Annotated in this window: 18 protein-coding genes; 5 read left to right on the forward strand and 13 right to left on the reverse strand. The window is 73.2% G+C overall.

Annotation, left to right across the window (positions count from 1 at the left end; all coding sequences use genetic code 11):
• Positions 1-77: 77 nt before the first annotated feature.
• Together BGO37_RS16565 and BGO37_RS16570 are read left to right on the forward strand one after the other, a co-directional pair.
• Positions 78-1406 carry an NRAMP family divalent metal transporter gene (locus tag BGO37_RS16565; protein WP_291756719.1) on the forward strand — a complete coding sequence of 443 codons (1329 nt, stop codon included), beginning with the start codon at positions 78-80 and terminating at the stop codon, positions 1404-1406.
• Positions 1407-1483: 77 nt separating this feature from the next.
• Positions 1484-2026, forward strand: coding sequence for a hypothetical protein (locus BGO37_RS16570; RefSeq protein ID WP_291756722.1), 543 nt, complete (start codon positions 1484-1486; stop codon positions 2024-2026).
• A gap of 56 nt (positions 2027-2082) precedes the next feature.
• Here the strand turns inward: BGO37_RS16570 and BGO37_RS16575 are convergent, their stop codons facing one another.
• Positions 2083-3666: an MFS transporter gene (locus BGO37_RS16575; protein ID WP_291756724.1), complete on the reverse strand. Its 1584-nt coding sequence runs from the start codon at positions 3664-3666 to the stop codon at positions 2083-2085.
• Between the two features lie 115 nt (positions 3667-3781).
• On the opposite strand from BGO37_RS16575, the gene BGO37_RS16580 reads away from it, so the two are divergent.
• Positions 3782-4378, forward strand: coding sequence for a TetR/AcrR family transcriptional regulator (locus BGO37_RS16580; RefSeq protein ID WP_291756727.1), 597 nt, complete (start codon positions 3782-3784; stop codon positions 4376-4378).
• 7 nt (positions 4379-4385) lie between these two features.
• On the opposite strand, the gene BGO37_RS16585 is transcribed toward BGO37_RS16580, so the two are convergent.
• The 8 genes from BGO37_RS16585 to BGO37_RS16620 form a co-directional block, all read right to left on the reverse strand.
• Positions 4386-4649, reverse strand: coding sequence for a metal-sensitive transcriptional regulator (locus tag BGO37_RS16585; RefSeq protein ID WP_291756729.1), 264 nt, complete (start codon positions 4647-4649; stop codon positions 4386-4388).
• Between the two features lie 72 nt (positions 4650-4721).
• On the reverse strand, positions 4722-5888 hold the full coding sequence (locus tag BGO37_RS16590; protein WP_291756730.1) for a 4Fe-4S dicluster domain-containing protein: 1167 nt from the start codon (positions 5886-5888) through the stop codon (positions 4722-4724).
• A gap of 1 nt (position 5889) precedes the next feature.
• A complete protein-coding gene (locus BGO37_RS16595; protein ID WP_291756733.1) occupies positions 5890-6138 on the reverse strand; it encodes a hypothetical protein in 249 nt (82 codons plus the stop codon).
• Positions 6135-7904, reverse strand: a complete 1770-nt coding sequence (locus BGO37_RS16600) for a CoB--CoM heterodisulfide reductase iron-sulfur subunit A family protein (RefSeq protein WP_291756736.1) — start codon at positions 7902-7904, stop codon at positions 6135-6137. Before BGO37_RS16600 ends, BGO37_RS16595 begins: the two co-directional genes overlap by 4 nt.
• Entirely contained in the window at positions 7901-10642 is a 2742-nt protein-coding gene (locus tag BGO37_RS16605; protein WP_291756738.1) for an FAD-dependent oxidoreductase, read from the reverse strand. Before BGO37_RS16605 ends, BGO37_RS16600 begins: the two co-directional genes overlap by 4 nt.
• A 46-nt stretch (positions 10643-10688) precedes the next feature.
• Positions 10689-11159: a DsrE/DsrF/DrsH-like family protein gene (locus BGO37_RS16610; RefSeq protein ID WP_291756741.1), complete on the reverse strand. Its 471-nt coding sequence runs from the start codon at positions 11157-11159 to the stop codon at positions 10689-10691.
• Between the two features lie 31 nt (positions 11160-11190).
• Complete coding sequence (locus tag BGO37_RS16615) at positions 11191-11607, reverse strand: hydrogenase iron-sulfur subunit (protein WP_291756744.1); 417 nt, start codon at positions 11605-11607, stop codon at positions 11191-11193.
• 4 nt (positions 11608-11611) lie between these two features.
• Positions 11612-11872 (reverse strand): sulfurtransferase TusA family protein, encoded by a 261-nt coding sequence (locus BGO37_RS16620; RefSeq protein ID WP_291756747.1) that lies wholly within the window; start codon positions 11870-11872, stop codon positions 11612-11614.
• Positions 11873-12114: 242 nt separating this feature from the next.
• On the opposite strand from BGO37_RS16620, the gene BGO37_RS16625 reads away from it, so the two are divergent.
• On the forward strand, positions 12115-12285 hold the full coding sequence (locus tag BGO37_RS16625; protein WP_291756750.1) for a hypothetical protein: 171 nt from the start codon (positions 12115-12117) through the stop codon (positions 12283-12285).
• A gap of 21 nt (positions 12286-12306) precedes the next feature.
• Here BGO37_RS16625 and BGO37_RS16630 read toward each other — a convergent pair whose 3' ends face one another.
• A complete protein-coding gene (locus BGO37_RS16630) occupies positions 12307-15333 on the reverse strand; it encodes an EAL domain-containing protein (protein WP_291756752.1) in 3027 nt (1008 codons plus the stop codon).
• Between the two features lie 181 nt (positions 15334-15514).
• On the opposite strand from BGO37_RS16630, the gene BGO37_RS16635 reads away from it, so the two are divergent.
• The gene (locus BGO37_RS16635) at positions 15515-16249 is read left to right on the forward strand and encodes a TetR/AcrR family transcriptional regulator (protein WP_291756753.1); all 735 of its coding nucleotides are present in this window, start codon (positions 15515-15517) and stop codon (positions 16247-16249) included.
• Positions 16250-16272: 23 nt separating this feature from the next.
• Here BGO37_RS16635 and BGO37_RS16640 read toward each other — a convergent pair whose 3' ends face one another.
• Genes BGO37_RS16640 through BGO37_RS16650 form a run of 3 tightly spaced genes read right to left on the reverse strand, consistent with a single transcriptional unit; the run spans position 16273 to position 18807 of the window.
• Complete coding sequence (locus BGO37_RS16640) at positions 16273-16560, reverse strand: ferredoxin family protein (protein ID WP_291756755.1); 288 nt, start codon at positions 16558-16560, stop codon at positions 16273-16275.
• Complete coding sequence (locus BGO37_RS16645; protein ID WP_291756758.1) at positions 16557-17879, reverse strand: FAD-dependent oxidoreductase; 1323 nt, start codon at positions 17877-17879, stop codon at positions 16557-16559. Before BGO37_RS16645 ends, BGO37_RS16640 begins: the two co-directional genes overlap by 4 nt.
• Positions 17872-18807 carry an electron transfer flavoprotein subunit alpha/FixB family protein gene (locus BGO37_RS16650; protein WP_291756759.1) on the reverse strand — a complete coding sequence of 312 codons (936 nt, stop codon included), beginning with the start codon at positions 18805-18807 and terminating at the stop codon, positions 17872-17874. Before BGO37_RS16650 ends, BGO37_RS16645 begins: the two co-directional genes overlap by 8 nt.
• Positions 18808-18818 lie beyond the last annotated feature (11 nt).

The raw sequence follows: 18818 nt of genomic DNA on the forward strand, positions 1-18818 counted from the left end.
CGCACGATCGGCGGCCGGCCGTCACCATGTGGTGACAGGTCCCCGGGACGGTGGGCGCCCGATCCCGGGAGGCCGCCATGGGCCGGCAGAGCACGATGCAGGACAGCGTGCGCGACTCACGGTCGCGGGCCAGGCGTTTCCTCGACCTGCTCGGACCCGGCCTCGTCACCGGCGCCGCGGACGACGACCCGTCGGGCATCGCGACGTATGCGCAGGCCGGGGCGACGTTCCGCTACGGCCAGCTGTGGACGGTCGTCCTCAGCTTCCCCCTCATGGCGGCCACGCAGGAGATCTGTGACCGGATGGCGCAGGCCACCGGCGACAGCTTCGGGCGGCTGATCCGCCGCCGGTTCCCCCACTCGCTGCGCCTGGTGATCGGCGTGCTGGTCGCCCTCCTCATCGTCGCGAACGTCGTCAACGTCGCGGCGGACCTCATGGCGGTCGGCCAGGGCATGGCGCTTCTCCACGCCGGCCCGGGGGTGGTGTGGAGCGGCCTCTTCGGAGTCGCCATCCTGGTCGCGGTCGTCGCCGGCTCGTTCGAGACCATCGGTCGGGTCTTCAAGTGGCTGTGCCTGGTGCTGCTCGTGTACCTCGGCGTCGTCGTGGTCGCCGACGTGCACTGGTCCGAGGTGCTGCGCGGCCTGCTGGGGTTCGGTTTCCGGATGACGCCGGCCTACCTCGGGCTGACGGTGGCCGTGCTCGGCACGTCGATCTCGCCGTACATGTTCTTCTGGCAGACGGCGCAACGCGTCGAGGAGCTCCGCGCCCAGGACCTCGGCGGCCCGCGCGCCCCGACGCTGTCGCAGCGCACACCGCGCGCCCGGCGCCGCGCGATGCGCGACGGGCGGATCGACGTCGTGACGGGCATGGCCTTCTCGTGCCTCATCATGCTGGCGATCATCATCGCCACCGCGGCGACCCTGGGCGCCTCGGGCCAGCAGGTGGCCTCGGCGGCGGACGCGGCGAAGGCGCTCGAGCCCATCGCCGGCCGCTGGGCGACCGTCCTGTTCGCGATCGGGTTCATCGGGTCCGGCGTCCTGGCGGTCCCGGTGCTCGCGGCCTCCGGCGCGGCGGGCATGGCCGGGCTGACCGACCGGGAGTGGGGCCTGGACCGCTCCCCGGCCCGGGCGCCGCTCTTCTACCTGCTGTTCGGCGTGGGGATCGTCGCGGGCACCGCGATGAGCCTCGCCCACCTCGACCCGATCCGGCTGCTCGTGCTGAGCGCCGTCGTCAACGGGATCGCCGCGGGACCGTTCCTGCTGGTCATGATGCTCATCTCGCGCGACCGCCGGATCATGGGCCGCTATGCGAACGGTCGCGTCGCCGCCGCGCTGGGGTGGACCACCACGGTCGTCATGTGCGTCGCCGGCGCGTACGGCGTCTGGTACACGCTCGCCGGCGGCTGAGACACACATCGTGCTCGCAGGTTCGGCGGCGAGGATGGGTCCGTCAGCGCGGGCGTCGGCGCACAGGAGGGCGCGGGATGGTCGACCTCACCACCCTCGGCACCGGTGTCACGCACGGTCCCGGTGCGGAGCCGCCGCCGACGCTGCGCCGCTGGCTGCTCTCGCGCGAGCGGGACCGGCGCCGCGAGCGGATCCTCGGGGCGGTGCTGCTCGTCGCCGCCCTCGTCCTGGCGGGCTGGACCGTCTACCTCGGCTCCGCCGACTCGCCGCGGGCCCTCCACCGCCCCTGGGCGCTGGCCACCGTGCTCGGCATGAACCCGTACACCCTGATCTGGGTGGGCATCGACGTCCTCGAGACGCTCGGCCTGGCGCTGATCGGCATCTTCCTGCGCCTCGGCCGGGCCGCGACCCACACGGTGGCGCTGCTGGCGCTGCCGCTCTTCCTGCTCGACGCGTGGTTCGACATCCTCACGTCGATGTCGCTGCACCGCCTCGTCGTCGCCCTGGTCATGGCGGCCGCGTCGGAGGTCCCGGCCGCCGTCACCTGCGGCTGGGTCGCCTGGAAGGCGTCGCGCTTCGCGCCGTCCGTGGGCCGGCTCGCGGCGCCCCTCGGCGGCTGACCGGACCGGGCCCCGCGGGGAGGCGGGACCGCGGCGACGCCGCGCGGTGCCCGGCGTCAGCCGCCCGCGCGCCTCGGCAGCGCGAACGTCGCCACCAGCCCGACGGCCAGCGCGACCGCCGCCAGCCCGGTGGTGACCTGGCTCGCGTGGATCATGGCGTCACCCGCGGCGGCCGCCGCGGCGTGCATCCCCGGCGCCGCCTGCAGGCCCGCGATCGCCGTGCCGGCGCTGTCCTTGACCGCGGCGGTCAGCTGGTCGACCGTACCCGCGGGCAGCCCGAGGGCGCCGAGGTTGCGCCGGGTGGCGGCGGCCAACGTGGACACCAGCAGGCCGCCGAGCAGGGCGACCCCGAGGGCGGACCCGAGCTGGCGCACGGTGCTCTGCAGGCCCGAGGCCTGCCCGCTCTCGTTGACCGGGACGTCCGAGAGCAGCAGGGAGGTCAGCTGCGCGGTGGCCATGCCGACGCCGATCCCGTAGAGGAACAGCCACAGGCACAGCGCCACGGCGGTGATGCTCGTCGACACGCTGAGCGCCAGGCCCCCGACGGCGATCGCCTCGAGCGCGAGCCCGGTCTGCACGATCGCCCGCTGGGACATCCGGCGGGCCAACTGAGGCAGGGCCCCCGAGACGAGGAAGGTGCCCATCGCCAGGCAGAGGATCACGCCGCCGGTCCCCAGCGCCGAGTAGCCGAGCGTGCCCTGCAGCAGCAGCGGCAGCGTGAACAGCAGGCCGAACTCGCCGAAGGCGACGATGAGCGCGGCCACGATGCCGGCGCGGAAGGTGCGCACGCGCAGCAGCGCCAGGTCGACGAGCACGTGCCGCCCGGCCGCCGCGCGGCGGGTCTCGACGACGACGAAGGCCACGAGCGCGAGCACGCCGCCGGCGAGGGCGAACGGGACGGGCGACAGCGCACCGGAGTCCTGCCGGACCCAGCCGAACCACGACGACTCGATGAGCGCGAAGACGATGCCGCCCATGCCGACCGCGCTCAGCGCCACGCCCCAGGCGTCGGTGCCGGGAGCCGCCGTGGCGTCCCGCGTCTCGGGCACCGCCCGCACGATCCCGAGCAGCACGAGCAGCCCGACCGGGATGTTGAGCCAGAACGCCCAGCGCCACGAGACGTCCGTGGCCAGCCACCCGCCCAGCAGCGGGCCGATCGCGGCCATGCCGCCGATGGCTGACCCCCAGACCGCGAAGCCGATGGTGCGCGCGCGCCCGGTGAACGTCGCGTTCAGCGTGGACAGCGTGCTCGGGACCACCATCGCCGCCCCCAGGCCCTGGACGAGCCGGGCGACGACGAGCTGCGCGGCCCCGCCGCTGAGCCCCGCCACCAGCGAGGCCGCCATGAACAGGACCATCCCCGCGGCGAAGAACCGCCGCCGCCCGTGCAGGTCGCCGAGCCGGCCGACGGTGATGAGCACGGCGGCGAACACCAGCGCGTACGACGCGTTGAGCCACTGCGCGTCCGCCCCGGTCAGGTGCAGGTCCGCCATCACCACCGGCAGGGCGACGTTGACGATCGTCGCGTCCATGATGACGACGGCGACCCCGAACCCGATGGTCAGGAGCGCGGCCCAGCCGCGGCGGTCCAGCGTGGGGGTCGGTGCGGCGGTGCTCGACACGTGCGTGCTCTCGGTCACGGTTGCCGATCTTACCGACACAGTGTCGGTAAAATCAACTGGCCCCGTATCGACGTCCCGACATGACGTCGATACCATGGCACACGCCCGATCACCGGCCCGGGGAGGGAGCGGCGTGCCCAAGATCCAGGCGGCCACCGTCGTCGAGCACCACGCCGCGCAGCGTGCGGCACTGCTGGACGCCGCCCGCGCGCTGCTCTCCGAGGGACCGACCACCGAGGCGCCGAGCCTCGCGGACGTCGCCGCCCGGGCGGGCCTCGCACGGTCGAGCGCGTACTCGTACTTCAGCTCGCGCGAGGACCTGCTCAACGCGCTGGCCGCCGACACGTTCCCGCGCTGGACGCGCTACGTCCGCGACCGGATGGCCCGGCAGCGGACGCCCGGTGACAAGGTCCTGGCCTACGTGGACGCCAACGTCCACCTCGTCGCCCGCGGCGACCACGCGCTGATGATGACGCTGGCCTCGATCACGCGGCCGGACGCGGTCGCGACCCCGACGCACGCGATGCACGACGAGCTGCGCACCCCCCTGGTCGGCGCGTTGCGGGAGCACGGCGCGAGCGACCCCGAACGGATGGCCGAGCTGGTGCAGGCGCTCGTGTTCGCCGTCAGCCGGCTGGTCTCCGAGGGCGCCGGGGAACGCCGCGCCCGTGCGCTCGCGCACGAGCTGCTGGGGCCCTACCTCCGCACCGACGGGCCCGGCGCGGCCTGACCGGCGGTCAGGCGAGCGAGAGGAACAGCTTCTGCAGCTTCGCCCGATCGACGCCGGCGGCGTCGTCGCCGCGCGTCAGGCACTGCTCCAGCCCCGAGGCGATGATCGCGAAGCCCGCCCGGTCCAGCGCCTTCGAGACGGCCGCCAGCTGCGTGACGACGTCGGCGCAGTCCGCGCCGGACTCCAGCAGCTTGAGCACGCCGCCGATCTGCCCCTGGGCACGGCGCAGGCGGTGGATGACCGCCGTCAACTCGGTGGTGTCAAGCTGCATCAGGGGCCTCCCCCGGGCTGCGGTGCCACCGAGCCGGTGGCGTGGGTCGTGCAGGGATCGTACCGGCGCCCCTCACGCGCGCTTGGCCAGCGCGTAGAAGAAGAGGGCGACAGGCCGGTACATCACGTGGGCGAACTTGGTGAACGGGAGCATGAGCATCAGCTCCATGGCCACCGCGACGTGCAGCAGGAACACCCAGTAGCCCCACGCCGGGGGCTGGCCCGCGTACAGGGCCACCTCGATCGCGAACCCGGTGAGGCCGGTGATCCACAGCAGGGTCAGGAGCATCCAGTCCGAGCCGGTGCTGGTGGCCTGGGTGGCGCTCCACCGCCGCCAGCGACCCACCATGAACAGCGTGACGCCGTACATCAGCGACAGGCCGGCGACCGTGCCCAGCAACCGGGACGGGTACCAGATCGGCACCGCCGTCCCCGTCGCCTTGACGCCCAGCAGCTCGAGGCCGTAGTCGATGATCGTCGCACCGAACAGGCCGAGGAATCCCCAGACCGTCAGCGCGTGCACCAGCCAGCGCCGGCGCCACAGCGGCTCGGGCTCCGGCTCGCCGTCGCAGTCCTGGCGGAAGCGCCGTTGGCCGAGGGACTCGACACCGAGCGCGTCCCACGCGGCGCCGGCGGCGCGGCGGACCGCCTCGCGCGAGCCCGCGACGGCCTCCCACGTCACGCCCTCGCGGCGTGCGGTCGCCCGCACCATGCGCACCACGCCCCAGGCGCCGGCCAGGACCATCGCGGCCATGGCGCCGATGCCCAGCCAGTGGATCAGCTCGTTGGGCACGAACTGGAAGAGCGCGAGCGTCGGCGCGTGGAGGCCGCCGAGGTCGGCCTGCGTGAGCATGAACGTCGCGAGCACGGCGGCCACCAGCACCCCGATGAGCAGGCCGAGCCTCGGCCGGGTGTAGATGACGCGGGCCAGCCCCGTCGGCTCGTACGAGGCGATCGCGTACCGGCGGGCGGCGGCCATGAACTCGCCGGGGTCCGCCTTCGTCGGGCAGGACTGCGTGCACAGGGCGCAGCCGTAGCAGGCCCAGAGCTCCTTGGAGCCCAGCAGCTCGTCCTTCAGCCCCACCTGCGCGTACCGGATCATCCGGCGCGGGAACGTGGCGTCGTTGTCCGAGAGCAGGCAGGTGGCGGTGCAGTTGCCGCAGCTGAAGCAGGCGCTGACGTCCGCGGCACCGAACTTCTTCAGGTCGGCCAGCAGGTCGACGTCGACGACGGTGGTCATGTCAGGCTCCGGGGTTCGTCAGCGCGTAGGGGAACCAGCCTTCGTCGTCGTCGTCGGGCAGCTCGACGAGGTGGCCGTAGCGGCGCATCCCCATCACCCAGTAGACGACCTCCTCCGCCGGGTGGCCGATCGCCTCGGCGATCTGCGGCACCCGGAGCGGACCGTCCGCGAGGGCGGTCCTGATCGCGGCGTGCATCGACATCTCCTCGCGGATCACCTCGCGGGGATCGCGCAGCGCGTGCGTGCTCATGCCGGCACCCCCGTCGTCGCCAGACCGTCGATCGCGGCGAGCATCTGCGCCGACGTGTACCCCAGCAGGTCGATCGCGTCGTCCGGGCAGACCGGCACGCAGCCGCCGCAGCCCTTGCAGTTCGCCGCGCTGACCAGGGCCTTCTGCCCGGTGTCGCACACGTACGACGAGATCGCGTCGTACGGGCACGTGGTCAGGCACGCGCCGCACCCGGTGCAGGCCGCCTCGTTCACCGTGGCGACCAGCGGGTCCAGCTCGGCGAAGCCGCGCTTGAGGATGCCGGCGCTCTGCGTCACCGCCGCGAGGCCGCCGCTGACGGCCTCGGTGGCGGGCTTCGGGCCCTGGCACGTGCCGGCGATCATCACGCCGTCCACGACGGTCTCCACCGGCCGCAGCTTGGGGTGGATCTCGTTGTAGAACCCGTCGTCGCCCGTGGGGAGCTTGAGGAGCGTCGTCAGAGCCTCGTTCTCGCGCGGCACCATGCCGGTCACCAGCACGACGAGGTCGACCGGCAGCGTGATCGGGTCCGGCCCGGTGAGCGCGTCGACCAGCGTGACCGCGAGCCGGCCGTCGGCCGTGCGCTCGACCTCGGGGGGCGCGTCGTCGGGGTACCTCAGGTACACCGACCCGCGCTCGCGCGACTGCGTGTACAGCAGCTCGTAGCGGCCGTACGCCCGCACGTCGCGGTGCAGGTGGAACTGACGCACCGTCGGGTCGAGGCGGGAGACCTTGAGGGACGCGTGGACCGTGGCGGCGCAGCAGAACTTCGAGCAGTACGCGTTGCCCTCCGGCTGCCGGTTGCCCACGCAGTAGACGTAGGCGATCGAGCGGACCCGGCGGCCGTGCCAGGCGAGCGTGCCGCCGGCCGCCTCGTCGACCAGCGTCCCGAACTCGGCCAGCGTCACGACGCCCTCGATGCCGTAGCCGAGCTCGCCGACCTCGGGCTGGTAGACGTCGGCCCCGGTCGCGATGACGAACGTGCCCACCTGGAACTGCCGCAGCTCGTCGGCCGCCTCGCTGCGCACGTGCACCTTGGCGGTGTAGTTGCCGAACGACCCGGTCTTGCCCACGAGCTCGGCGTTCGTCAGGACGGTGATCGTCGGCCGCTCGGCGATCTCCGCCAGCAGCCGGGCGACCTGATCGCGCCCCGGCACGTCGTGCGGGAACGTCGGGCCCAGCCGGCCGAGCCAGCCGCCCAGCTGGGCCTCGCGCTCGACGAGGATGACCGCGATCCCGATGTCGGCGAGGCCGATCGCGGTCCGCAGGCCGGTGACGCCGCCGCCCACGACCATCGTCGCGGGCACGGTCTCGACCCGCAGCGGCTCCAGGGGCGTCGACAGCCGCGTCTTGGCGATGCCGGCGGTGACGAGCGCGATGGCCTTCTGGGTGGCACCCTCGCGGTCGTCGGAGTGCGCCCACGAGTCCTGCTCGCGGATGTTCACCTGCGTGTAGGCGTACGGGTTGAGGTCCGCCCGCCGGGACACCCCGCGGAACGTCGTCGTGTGCAGCTTCGGCGAGCACGACGCCACGACCAGGCCGTCCAGGTGCTGCTCGCGGATGTCCCGCACCATCTCGTGCTGCTGGCCGTCGGCGCAGGCGAACATCGTCGTGGTCGCGACGACCACGTCGGGGTCGTCGGCGATCGCCGCGCGCACCGCCGCGACGTCGACGTAGTCGGAGATGTTGCCGCCGCAGTGGCAGATGTAGACGCCGATGCGGCGCGGGGCCTCGCCCTGCTCGCCGGCTGCCTGCGGGTTCTCGCTCATGCCAGCACCTCCGCCGTGGTCGCCACGGACGTCCGCTCCAGGTGGGCGGCCACCTGGGCGACCGCCGCGCCGGCGTGGACGATCGAGTCGACGATGTCCTTGGCCCCGGCCGCCGTCCCGGCCACGAACACGCCGGGGATGTCGGTGACACCCGGATCCAGGTCGTCGTCGGGCTCGGCGACGTAGAAGTACTCGTCCAGCCCGAGGGGCTCGTCGGAGAACAGGCGCTCGACGTCCCGGTTGGGCTGGATCCCGACGGCCAGCACCACGAGGTCGTACTCGGCCTCGACGATCTTGCCCGAGCCCTCGGTGTCCTCGTAGCGGAGCACGAGGTCGCCGTTCTCCTTCTCCGTGATGCCGGACACGCGCCCGCGGATGTACTGCGCGCCCATGTCCTTGGCCTGCTCGTAGAACTCGTCGTACCGCTTCCCGGCGGCGCGCATGTCCATGTAGTGCATGGTCACGTCGGCCAGCGGCAGGGCGCCCATGATCAGCTGGTTCTGCTTGATCGAGTACATGCAGCAGACCTTCGAGCACAGCGGGTTGCCCACCTGCTGGTCCCGCGAGCCGGTGCACGAGATGTAGGCGATCCGCTCCGGCACCTTCCCGTCGCCCGGCCGCAGCACCGTGTTGTAGGGCCGTGTCGGGGCGAGCAGGCGGTCCATCTGCATGCCCGTGATGACGTTGGGGTACCGGCCCCAGCCGTACTCCGGCTTGGCGTCGGCGGCGAACAGCCTGTAGCCGGTGGAGACGACGACCGCGCCGACCGTGACCTCCGACACCTTCTCGCGCTGGTCCATCCGGATCGCGTCCGCCGGGCAGGCGCGCACGCACTCCTGGCACTCCGAGCACACGCCGCAGTCCAGGCAGGACCCGGCGCCGGAGCGGGCCTCGGCGTCGCTCAGCGGCGCCTCGACCTCGTCGAAGGTCCGCGGCATCGGCCGCAGGTCGGCCTGGCCCTTGACCGGGTTGCGGTGCCCGTAGGCGGTCTGCCGCGAGAGCACCTGGTCGTGCGTCACGGTGTCGAGCCGGCCGTCCAGCACGGTGAAGCCGTCGAGCGACCGGCCGGTGAGCCACCGGTCCACCATGTGCGCCGCGCGGCGACCCGAGCCGATCGCGCGGGTGATGTCGGTGGCGCCCGCGGTGACGTCGCCGGCGGCGAAGAGGTACGGCAGCTCGGTCTGCAGGGTCCGCGGGTCGACCGCGATCCGCTGGCCACGGCCGACCGGCACCACGCCCTCGTACAGCCCGGCGTCCGGGCTCATGCCGATCGTCGAGATCACCACGTCGCACGCCACCGTGCTGGTCGCCCCGGGCACGGGCTCGGGGCTGCGACGGCCCGAGGCGTCCGGCTCGCCCAGCCGCATCCGCTGCAGCGTGAGGCCGGTCACCCGACCGTCGGTCGCGAGCACCTCGAGCGGCGTGACGAGGAACTCGAACACCGCGCCCTCGGCCTCGGCGTCGTCGGCCTCGACGTGGTGCGCCGGCATCTCGTCGCGCGTGCGCCGGTAGACCACCTTCGCCTCCGCGGCGCCGAGCCGCAGCGAGACCCGCGCGGCGTCCATCGCGACGTTGCCGCCGCCGACGACGACCACGCGCTTGCCGGTGAGGTCGGGGGCGTGGCCGTTGGCCACGTCGGCCAGGAACTCCAGCCCCGTCACGGAGCCGGTCGCGTCCTCGTTCGGGACGCCCATCCGGGTGGCCTGCTGGGTGCCGGTCGCCACGACGACGGCGTCGTAGCCGCCCTGCTCCTTGAGCGCGACCAGGTCGGTGACCGCCGCGTCGCACTCGATCTCGACGCCGAGCGACGTCAGGTTCGCGATGTCGGCGTCGACCACCTCGTGCGGCAGCCGGTAGGCGGGGATCGCGTGGCGCAGGTAGCCGCCGGGCTGCGAGCGCTTCTCCAGCACCTTCACCGCGTACCCGAGGCGCGCCAGCTGCCAGGCGGCGGTCAGGCCCGCAGGGCCGGAGCCGACGACGGCAACACGACGGCCGTTCGGCTCGGCGACCTCGACCACCGGCGCCGCGGGCGCGGTGCCGTGCGCCGCGTAGTGGCGGTCGGCGGCGAACCGCTTGATGAGGCGGATCGGCACCGGGCCCTCGAGCTTGGTCCGGGTGCACTCGGACTCGCAGGGGGCGTAGCAGGCCCGGCCGAGGGTGCCGACGAGCGGGGTGGCGTCGAGGACCAGGTTGAAGGCCTCGTCGTCCTTGCCGTTGCGGACGAGGGAGACGTAGCCGTGGGCCTTGATGCCGGCAGGGCAGGCGCCGATGCACGGCGACGTGCCCTCCCGCTGGAGCACGGCCTTCTTCGGCACGGCCTGCGGGAACGCGATGTAGGCGGCACGGCGGGCGACGAGGTCGGCGTTGAACTGGTCGGGCACGGCCACGGTGCAGGCGGTCTGGCAGTCGCTGCAGCCGGTGCACGCCGCCCAGTCGACGAAGGTCGGCTTCTCGCGCACGGTCGCGTGGAACGTGCCGCGCTCGTCGCGCCGGATCCCGCTCACCTCGGAGTACGTCTTCGTGGTGATGTTCGGGTGGTTGATCGTCGACGACATTTTCGGGCCGGAGATGCAGCTGGCGCAGTCCAGCGTCGGGAAGACCTTCGACAGCAGGATCATCCGGCCGCCGACGCTCGCCTCCTTCTCGACGAGCAGCACCTTGTAGCCCATGTCGCCGAGCTTGATCGACGACTCCATGCCGCCGATCCCGCTGCCGATCACCAGGACGTCGTAGTCCACGAATGGCTCCTGTCTCGCGCGCGGCGCAGGCCGTGCGGACGACCGCTCAGATGAAGAGGTTGACGTTCGCCTCGTCGGCCTCGCCCAGGTAGGTCGCGACGCCGGCGTACTCGATGCCGTCGAGCAGCTCGTCCTTCTGCAGGCCCATGACGTCCATCGACATGGTGCAGGCGATGAACTTGACGCCCTGCTCGCGGGCGGTCGCGATGAGCTCGGTGAGCGGCATCACGTTCTCGTCGCGCATCGCCTTCGCCATCAGCTTGGGCCCGACGCCGGCGAAGTTCATGTGCGACAAGGTGAGCTTCTTCGGACCGCGCGGCATCATCGCGCCGAACATCTTCTGCAGGACCGTCTTGCCCGACGTCGGCACGTGCATGTCCTTGCGCAGGGCGTTCAGGCCCCAGAAGGTGAAGAACATCGTCACCTCGTCGTCCATCGCCGCAGCACCGTTGGCGATGACGAACGCGGCCGTCACCTTGTCGAACTCACCGCTGAAAACGATGATCGTCTTCTTCACGTCGAAGCCTTCCTTCCTGGAGGGGCCGCGCTCAGCCGACGGCCACGGGCCGGGGCCCGAGCTCGGCGAGCGCGGCGGCGAACTCACGCATGTACTTGGCGAACGGCTCGGCGCACACCGAGCAGACGGCGGCCATCTTCAGCCGCTGCGGCTCGAGGCCCTGCTCGGCCATCAGCTGCTGCGCCTGGGTGACCAGGTGCGCCGTGCGCTCGGCGCAGTCGGGCAGGTAGGCGCACTCCTCGCCGTCGGAGGCGATGAAGACGCCGTCCTGGCCGGTCTGCAGCGCGTGCAGGATCCACGACGGCTTGATGCCGCTCGAGCAGGGCACCGCCAGGACCGACACGGTCGCCGGGTAGTGCAGGTGCCGGCTGCCGGCCAGGTCGATGCCCGGGTCGGAGATGTTGTTCGTGGAGAAGACGAGGATCCGGGGCGCGGGTGAGGCGCTCACCGGATCACTTCATCTTCTTGAGGAACAGCCGCAGGTAGCCGGAGTCCTCGTAGTGCCCCAGGAAGTCGTGGCCCATCTTCTTCGCCCAGGCCGGCAGGTCCTTGAGCGTGCCCGAGTCCGTCGCGAGCACCTCCATCACGCCGCCCACCGGCACGGTCCCGATCGCCTTCTTGGCCGCCAGGATCGGGCCCGGGCACGACGTGCCCCGAGCGTCCACCACCGTGGTGCCCGTCAGCGCCTTGAGCTCCTCGGTCTGCGCACTCATCGCTTCTCCTCCTCGAGAACCGGCGGGATCGCCGCGGCACCAATCTCCGGGCTCGCCCGCACCGTCGCGCGGGTCGTTGGTCCTTACCCCCCGGGGTACATGTGTGACATTTCTCACATATACGCCTCCGGGTATGTCTGGACGGCGTTGGCGCTGGTCAGGGCCGCTCGGTGGGGCTGCCGCGCGGCCGGGCCCCGTGCCCCGGAAGGCGCGCACGACGAGGCGATGAGAGGCTCGTCCCCGTGGGCCTCGACGAGATCGCCGAAGTGGTCGTCGGGATCGTGATCGCCCTCGGCGCGCTCCTGTTCCTCATGGACTGGGTCGAGCGCACCACGTCCGCACCGCCGCCCCGACCGCGCGCCGACGAGACCCCTCGGGCAAGCGGCACCGGATCAGCCTTCCGGCAGCGCTGACGACCGCGACGCGCGCCCGCGCTACCGGTCGGAGACGCCCAGGGGCGCGGGGGGCGAGGCGCTGTCGAGCGGTGCGAGCGGCGCGGCGAGGTCGCGGTCGAGCAGCTCGGTGGCGTGGTCGCCGCTCACGGCAGGCATGAACAGGTACCCCTGGCCCGTCGCGCAGCCGATGTCCTGCAGGAAGACGAGCTGGTCGAGGGTCTCCACGCCCTCGGCCACGACGGCGAGCCCGAGCGACGTGCCGAGGCTGACGAGCGCGGTGAGGAGCTCGGTCGTGCGGTCCCCGCTGGCGAGCGTGCGCAGGAAGCGGCGGTCGATCTTGAACGCGTCGACCGGGAACCGGTGGAGCGTCTCGAGCGTCGAGTAGCCGGTGCCGAAGGCGTCGATGTGCAGCCGGAGGCCGGCGTCGTGCATCTCGGTCATCAGGCGCAGCGCGGCGTCGGGATGGCGCTTGAGCGTCGCCTCGGTGACCTCCAGCGTCAGCCGGTCCGGCGTCAGCCCCTCGCGCTCCAGCGTCGCCAGGACGTGCGGCAGCAGGCCGCGGTTCCAGAACTCCCGGTCCGAGACGTTGATGCTGACGTTGACCACCCGCGGCCCCCACAGCGCCAGCTGCCGGCAGACCTTCTCGACCACGCGCCGGCCGAGGCTGACGACGAGCCCGGTCTCCTCCATCTCGGTGAGGAACTCGTGCGGCAGCAGGAGCCCGCGCTCGGGATGGCGCCACCGCACCAGCGCCTCGAACCGGTCGGCACGGCCCGACGCCAGGTTGACGATGGGCTGGTAGAAGACCTCGAGCTGGTCCTCCTTCAGCGCGGCGACGATCTCGGCGTTGAGGACCTGCTGGTGCACCGCCTGGCTGCGCATGGCCTCGTCGAAGTACGCGACGGTCCCGGGCTCCGTCGTCTTGGCCCGGTACATCGCGGTGTCCGCCTCGCGCAGGATCTCCTCCCCCGAGCTGTAGGCGACGGAGCTGGCGGCGATGCCGATGCTGGCGCGGACCGAGACGCTGCGACCCTCGAGGTCGAGGCCCCGGGCGAGCACGGCCTGCACCCGCTGCGCGACCACGAGCCCGCCGGCGGCGTCCGTGTCGTGCAGGAGGATCGCGAACTCGTCGCCGCCGAACCGTGCGCCGGTGTCCACCGAGCGCAGCTCCTGGGCGATCCGGTCACCGACGACCGTCAGGACGCGGTCGCCCGCGGGGTGCCCCAGGGTGTCGTTGATCAGCTTGAACCCGTCGAGGTCGAGGAAGAGCACGGCGAACGGCGTCCCTGACCGGTGGTGGTCCGCGATCGCGGAGTCCAGCCGCTCGAGGAACAGCCGCCGGTTGGGCAGCCCGGTCAGCGAGTCGTACAGCGCGTTGCGCCGCACCTCGTCCTGCAGCCGCCGGGACTCCAGGGCGGTGCACAGCAGCGAGGCCCAGTGCCGGTAGGTCTCCCGCGCCGACCTCGTGTCCACCTCGCCGACCACGGCGAGCAGTCCCCAGTCGCGCGCGGCGGTGCGGACCGGGACCACCACGCACACGTCCGGCGCCCCGGCCGCCGCCCCGCTCGTCATCGTCGCCGGCGGGAAGTCGCGGACCGACACCCCCGAACCGACCAGACCGGGCACCCGCCGGAACGGGTCGTACGTGCCCGCGACGGTCAGCCGGCCGCGGCCGGGATCTCCGTCCCAGAGGGCGAGGACGCCGGTGGTGACGTGGGTCCCCGCGAGCCAGTCGAGGTCCCGCGGGTCGTTCTCACCGGCGTCGAGGAGCCCCCGGTCGACGACGTACTGCTCGGCGATCGCGACCTCGGTCGTCTCCACCTGGCGCAGCAGCCCACCCGCCTGGGCCTTCCACAGCGCGGCGGCGATGCGCGCGGCGACCGCCGACCGGGCCGCCGACCCGTCGGGAGCCACCCGCTCGGCGTACGACACGACCGCGTCCAGGACGCGGCGCAGCGCATCCGGCGACGGCGTGAGCCGGCTCAGGGAGACGACGAGGTCCCGGATCTCGACGTCCGTCACGCCGGTGTCGGCGGTCAGCAGGCGCTCGATGGTGCCCACGCTCGCCAGCACCGCGTCGCGGGTCGCGTCGCCGGGCTCCTTGCCGGCGAGCAGGACGGTGACGAGCGCGTGCTGCAGCTCGTCGTGCGGCTGCCCGGCCGGGGTGCCGACCAGCCGGCCGCCCGCGTGCGGCTGCGCGCGGTGCCCGTCCGCCGTGCAGCCGCAGGACTCGCGCAGCGCCAGGACGACCGACTGGGCGGTGAACACCCGGTTCGGGACCGTCTCGCCCCGGATCCCGGCGAGCACGAGCCGCCCCGCGAGGGCACCGACCTCGTCGAAGCGCTGGTTCACGCTCGACAGGGCCGGGACGGCGAACGCGCCCGCCTCGATGTTGTCGAAGCCGACGACCGCGAGGTCGTCCGGGACCCGGACGCCGGCCTCGGCCAGCACCGCCATGAGACCGAGCGCGTTGCGGTCGGTGGCGACCATGAGCGCGGTCGGGCGGTGCGGGGACCGCAGCAGCTTGCCCGCGGCCTCCCGGCCGCCCACCTCGCCGTTGTCGGCCGCGTTGATGACGGCGTCGGAGCTCACCGCGAGGCCGTGCGCCTTCATCGCGGCGGCGTAGGCGTCGAACCGGTCCCGCACGTCCGGCTGGGTGAAGTTGCCCACGAAGCCGATGTCCGCATGGCCGTGGGCGATGAGGTGCTCGACCGCCGCGAACGTCCCGCCGTGGTTGTCCGGCATCGCCGCCGGCGCCGGGAAGTCCTCCATCCGGGTGCTGGACAGGACGACCGTGACCCCGGCCTCCCGCAGCCTGCGCAGGTACGGGACGTTCGCCGCGGTGGTGATCGAGACGACGCCGTCGACGCCGGACCAGCCGACGGGCGTCGCGAAGTCGCTCGGTTCCCACAGCTCGTCGCGCGGCGCCGACGCGGGCCGCGTCTCGACGACGACCATGCGGCCGTGGGCGGCGGAGACCTCGCGGCCGAGGCCGGTGAGGAGCTCACCGAAGTAGTGCCCACCCAGGCTGGGGGTCAGGACCATCACGGTCGCCGGAGTGCTCACGGCCAGCTGCCTCTCTGGAACCGGCGTCGCGGTGTCGGCGCGGGACACCGCTCTTGTATCGGAAGGTCGGGCGATCCGCATGAGGCGCGCCGATCACCCCTGGCCCTCCGGGGCGGTGGGCACCGTGTGACGGGTGTCACAAGACCCGGGCGGGACCAGGTCTGCTGGCTACCCTGGGACCATGCCTGCCGTCGACGAGCCGTCCGAGGGTGTGCCCCCTGAGGAGGTCGAGCCTCCCCGCGCTCCCGGCCGGCCGCGCGACCCCGAGCTGGAGGCGCGCGTGCAGCGCGCCGCGCTGCAGGTGTTCGGCGAGGTGGGCTGGCGTGGCCTGACGATGGACGCGATCGCCTCCCGGGCCCGGGTCGGCAAGTCGGCGCTCTACCTGCGCTGGGCGGACAAGGGCGAGGTGCTCGTCGCGGCCCTGCGCGGCGCCCAGAACGACGCGTTCGGCGTGACCGACGACGACGAGGAGACGCCGGACGCCGCGCCGAGCGCCTCGGTGCGCGACTACCTCGTCCGCCACGCGCTGCACCGGGCCAACCTCTACCTCGGCGAGTACGGGCTGGCGATGATGCGCCTGTACACCGACGTGTGGGCCAACCCGGACATCCTCGGGACGCTGCGGGAACGGGCCGTCACCCGCTTCGTGCTCGACGAGCGGGAGCGCGTCGCGGCGGCGATCAAGCGTGGCGAGTTCGCGCCCGGAGCCTCGGCGATGCGCATCCTCGACGCGATCGAGGGTGCCGTCCTCATGCACGTACTCGTCACGCCCGCGCCGCTGCTGCCGCGCGTGCGCGCCGGGATCCAGGAGTACGTCGACCTCATGGTCGACGACCAGCTGCGCGCCGCCGGATATCGCGGCCCAGCCACGGCGCCGGACGACGAGCCCACTCGCATCGTCGTCGCGGCGCCGTGACCTCGGCGCGGCCCCTTGCGGGGTCATCCTTCGCGGAAGCCGACTCCGAAGCCGCCCCGCGGGTAGTGCCACCGCAGAGCGCCCGGGCTGGCGACCGCCAGGCACGTGCCGCACTCCAGGCATGCGGCGTACTCGGCGAGGATGGTGCCGTCCTCCAGCTCGCTGTACACGCCGGCGGGGCAGACGGCGACGAGCCGCTTGCCGGTCCCGGTGCGTCGGCACACCTCCTGGTCGATCTCGATGTGGGACTCCGCCTCGTCGAGCACGAAGCGGTTGTGCCCCAGTCGTTCCGCGGTCGTCTGCGGGTTCACAGCGCGCGCACCCCCGCCCATCCGTCGCTCATGAGCTGTCCGATCGTCACCGGCGAGCGGCGCACCGCGCGCCACGCCGTCGCCGCCAGGTGCCGGCGCGGCGACCCGTCGAGCGAGAACACGTCGTGGAACAGGCCCGCGGCGAGCTCGCCGTACGCGCCGTACATGCGCCCGCGCTCGAGGAACGCGGGCGCCTTGGCGTAGGTGCGCAGGTCCTGCATGACGAAGCTCTCGTCGAGGTGCCGCCGGTAGGCGGCCAGGCCCGTGGCGGACGTGTCGCCCGCGGCGACGGCCTCCCCCACGCCCCGTGCGGCCGCGACGGCGGACCCGATGGCCAGGTCCATGCCCCGCACCGTCAGCCCCGAGTTGATGGTGAGGCCGGCGGCCTCGCCCACCACGACGAGCCCGTCGCCGACGACCTGCCCCACCATGCCGAGGCCGCCCTCGGCGACCAGGTGCGAGCCGTACTCGAGGACCTCGCCGTCACGCAGGTAGGGGGCCAGGCCCGGGTGCGCCAGGCAGTGCTCGAACACCTCGACGGCCGTGCGGCCCGAGCGGACCAGGTCGTCCAGCCGCAGCACCACGCCGATCGAGAGCGACTCGGTGTTGGTGTAGAGGAAGGCGCCGCCGCCGATGCCCAGCGTGCAGTCCCCCACGATGGCGTGCGCCGCCCCCTCGTCGCCCGTCACCCCGAACCGGTCCTCGATGACGCGCCGCGGCAGCCCGACGACCGCCTTGACGCCGACCGCCAGGTGGTGCTCGGGCGGCTTCGGTCGCAGCCCGATGCTGCGGGCCAGGAACGAGTTGACGCCGTCGGCGGCGACGACCACGCGTGCGCGCAGCTCGTCGTCGCCGGCCCTGACGCCGACCACGCGCGGCGAGGCGCCCGGGCCCGGCTCGGTGAGCAGGGAGTCGACGCGGACACCGGGCATGAGGAAGGCGCCGGCCTCCTCCGCCCGCTCGGCCAGCCACGGGTCGAACCTGGCACGCAGCACGGTCACGGCGTTGACGGGGGCGGCCAGCGGGCCGCCCGCGTAGTCGATCGCGACCGACGAGTCCGCGGTGAGGAAGGTCGTGACGTGGCGCGTGATGCGCCGCTCGACGGGGGCCTGGTCCACGAAGCCGGGGAACACCTCGTCGAGCACGCGCCCGTACAGCACGCCGCCGGAGAGGTTCTTCGCGCCGGGGGTGTCGCCGCGCTCGACGAGCACCACGGACAGCCCCTGTCGTGCCAGGAGCGTCGCGGTCACGGAGCCCGCCGGGCCGGCGCCGACGACGATGACGTCGAAGTCCGGCTCCCCCGCCGCCTGCTCAGTCATCCGAGCCGCCGAGCGCCGCGGTCAGGGCCGGGACCACCTGGTAGAGGTCGCCGACGACGCCGTAGTCGCACTGGCCGAACACCGGCGCGTTCTTGTCGTTGTTGACGGCGACGATGACCTTGGCGTCGCGCACGCCCACCATGTGCTGCAGCTGGCCCGAGATGGCCACCGCCACGTACAGGTCGGGCGCAACGTGCTGGCCGGAGATGCCGATGTAGCTCTCCTTCGGCAGCCACTCGACGCCCTCCGCGAGCGGGCGCGAGCACGCGACCTCGCCGTGGACCGCCGCGGCCAGGCCGCGGATGAGGCCCAGGTCCGCCTCGGCCTTGAGGCCGCGGCCGACGCCGACGACGACGGAGGCGGCGCCCAGGTCCACGCCGGCGCGCACCTTGGGCCGCACCTGCGTGACGGTGGCCGCGTCGAGCGGGGCGCCGGCCACCTCGGCCACGGGCGCCGTGGCACCCCCGGCCGGCACGGCGCCGGCCTCGACCGCGAGCACCGCCGGACCGCCCTCGAGGGCCACGGTGCGCTCCGCGATGCCGCCCATGACGGCGTGCGTCACGACGACGCGCCCGTCGGCGACGGAGACGGTCCGCACGCCACCGAGCACGGGCGCCTGCGTGCGCGCGGCGACCGCGCCGAGCAGCGCGCGGCCCGCGGGCGTGGCGGCGCCGACGACGGCGACCGGCCGGGCCGCGGCGACGAGCTCGGCCACCTGCGGCGCGAAGGCCTCCAGCGGCACGGCGCCCGGCTCGCCGAGCCAGACGACGCGGTCCACCCCGGCGGCGACGGTGTCGGCCACCGGACGGGCGCCGACGACGACGGCGACGACCTCGTCGGCCACCGTGCGCGCGACCTCGACCAGGCCGGTGACCGCCGGGTCGTCGGCGACGACGACCCAGGACTGCGATGCGTTCGATGCGTTCATGGGCTGCTCCA

This window comes from Cellulomonas sp. 73-92, assembly GCF_001898175.1.
Classification (GTDB): Bacteria; Actinomycetota; Actinomycetes; order Actinomycetales; family Cellulomonadaceae; genus Cellulomonas.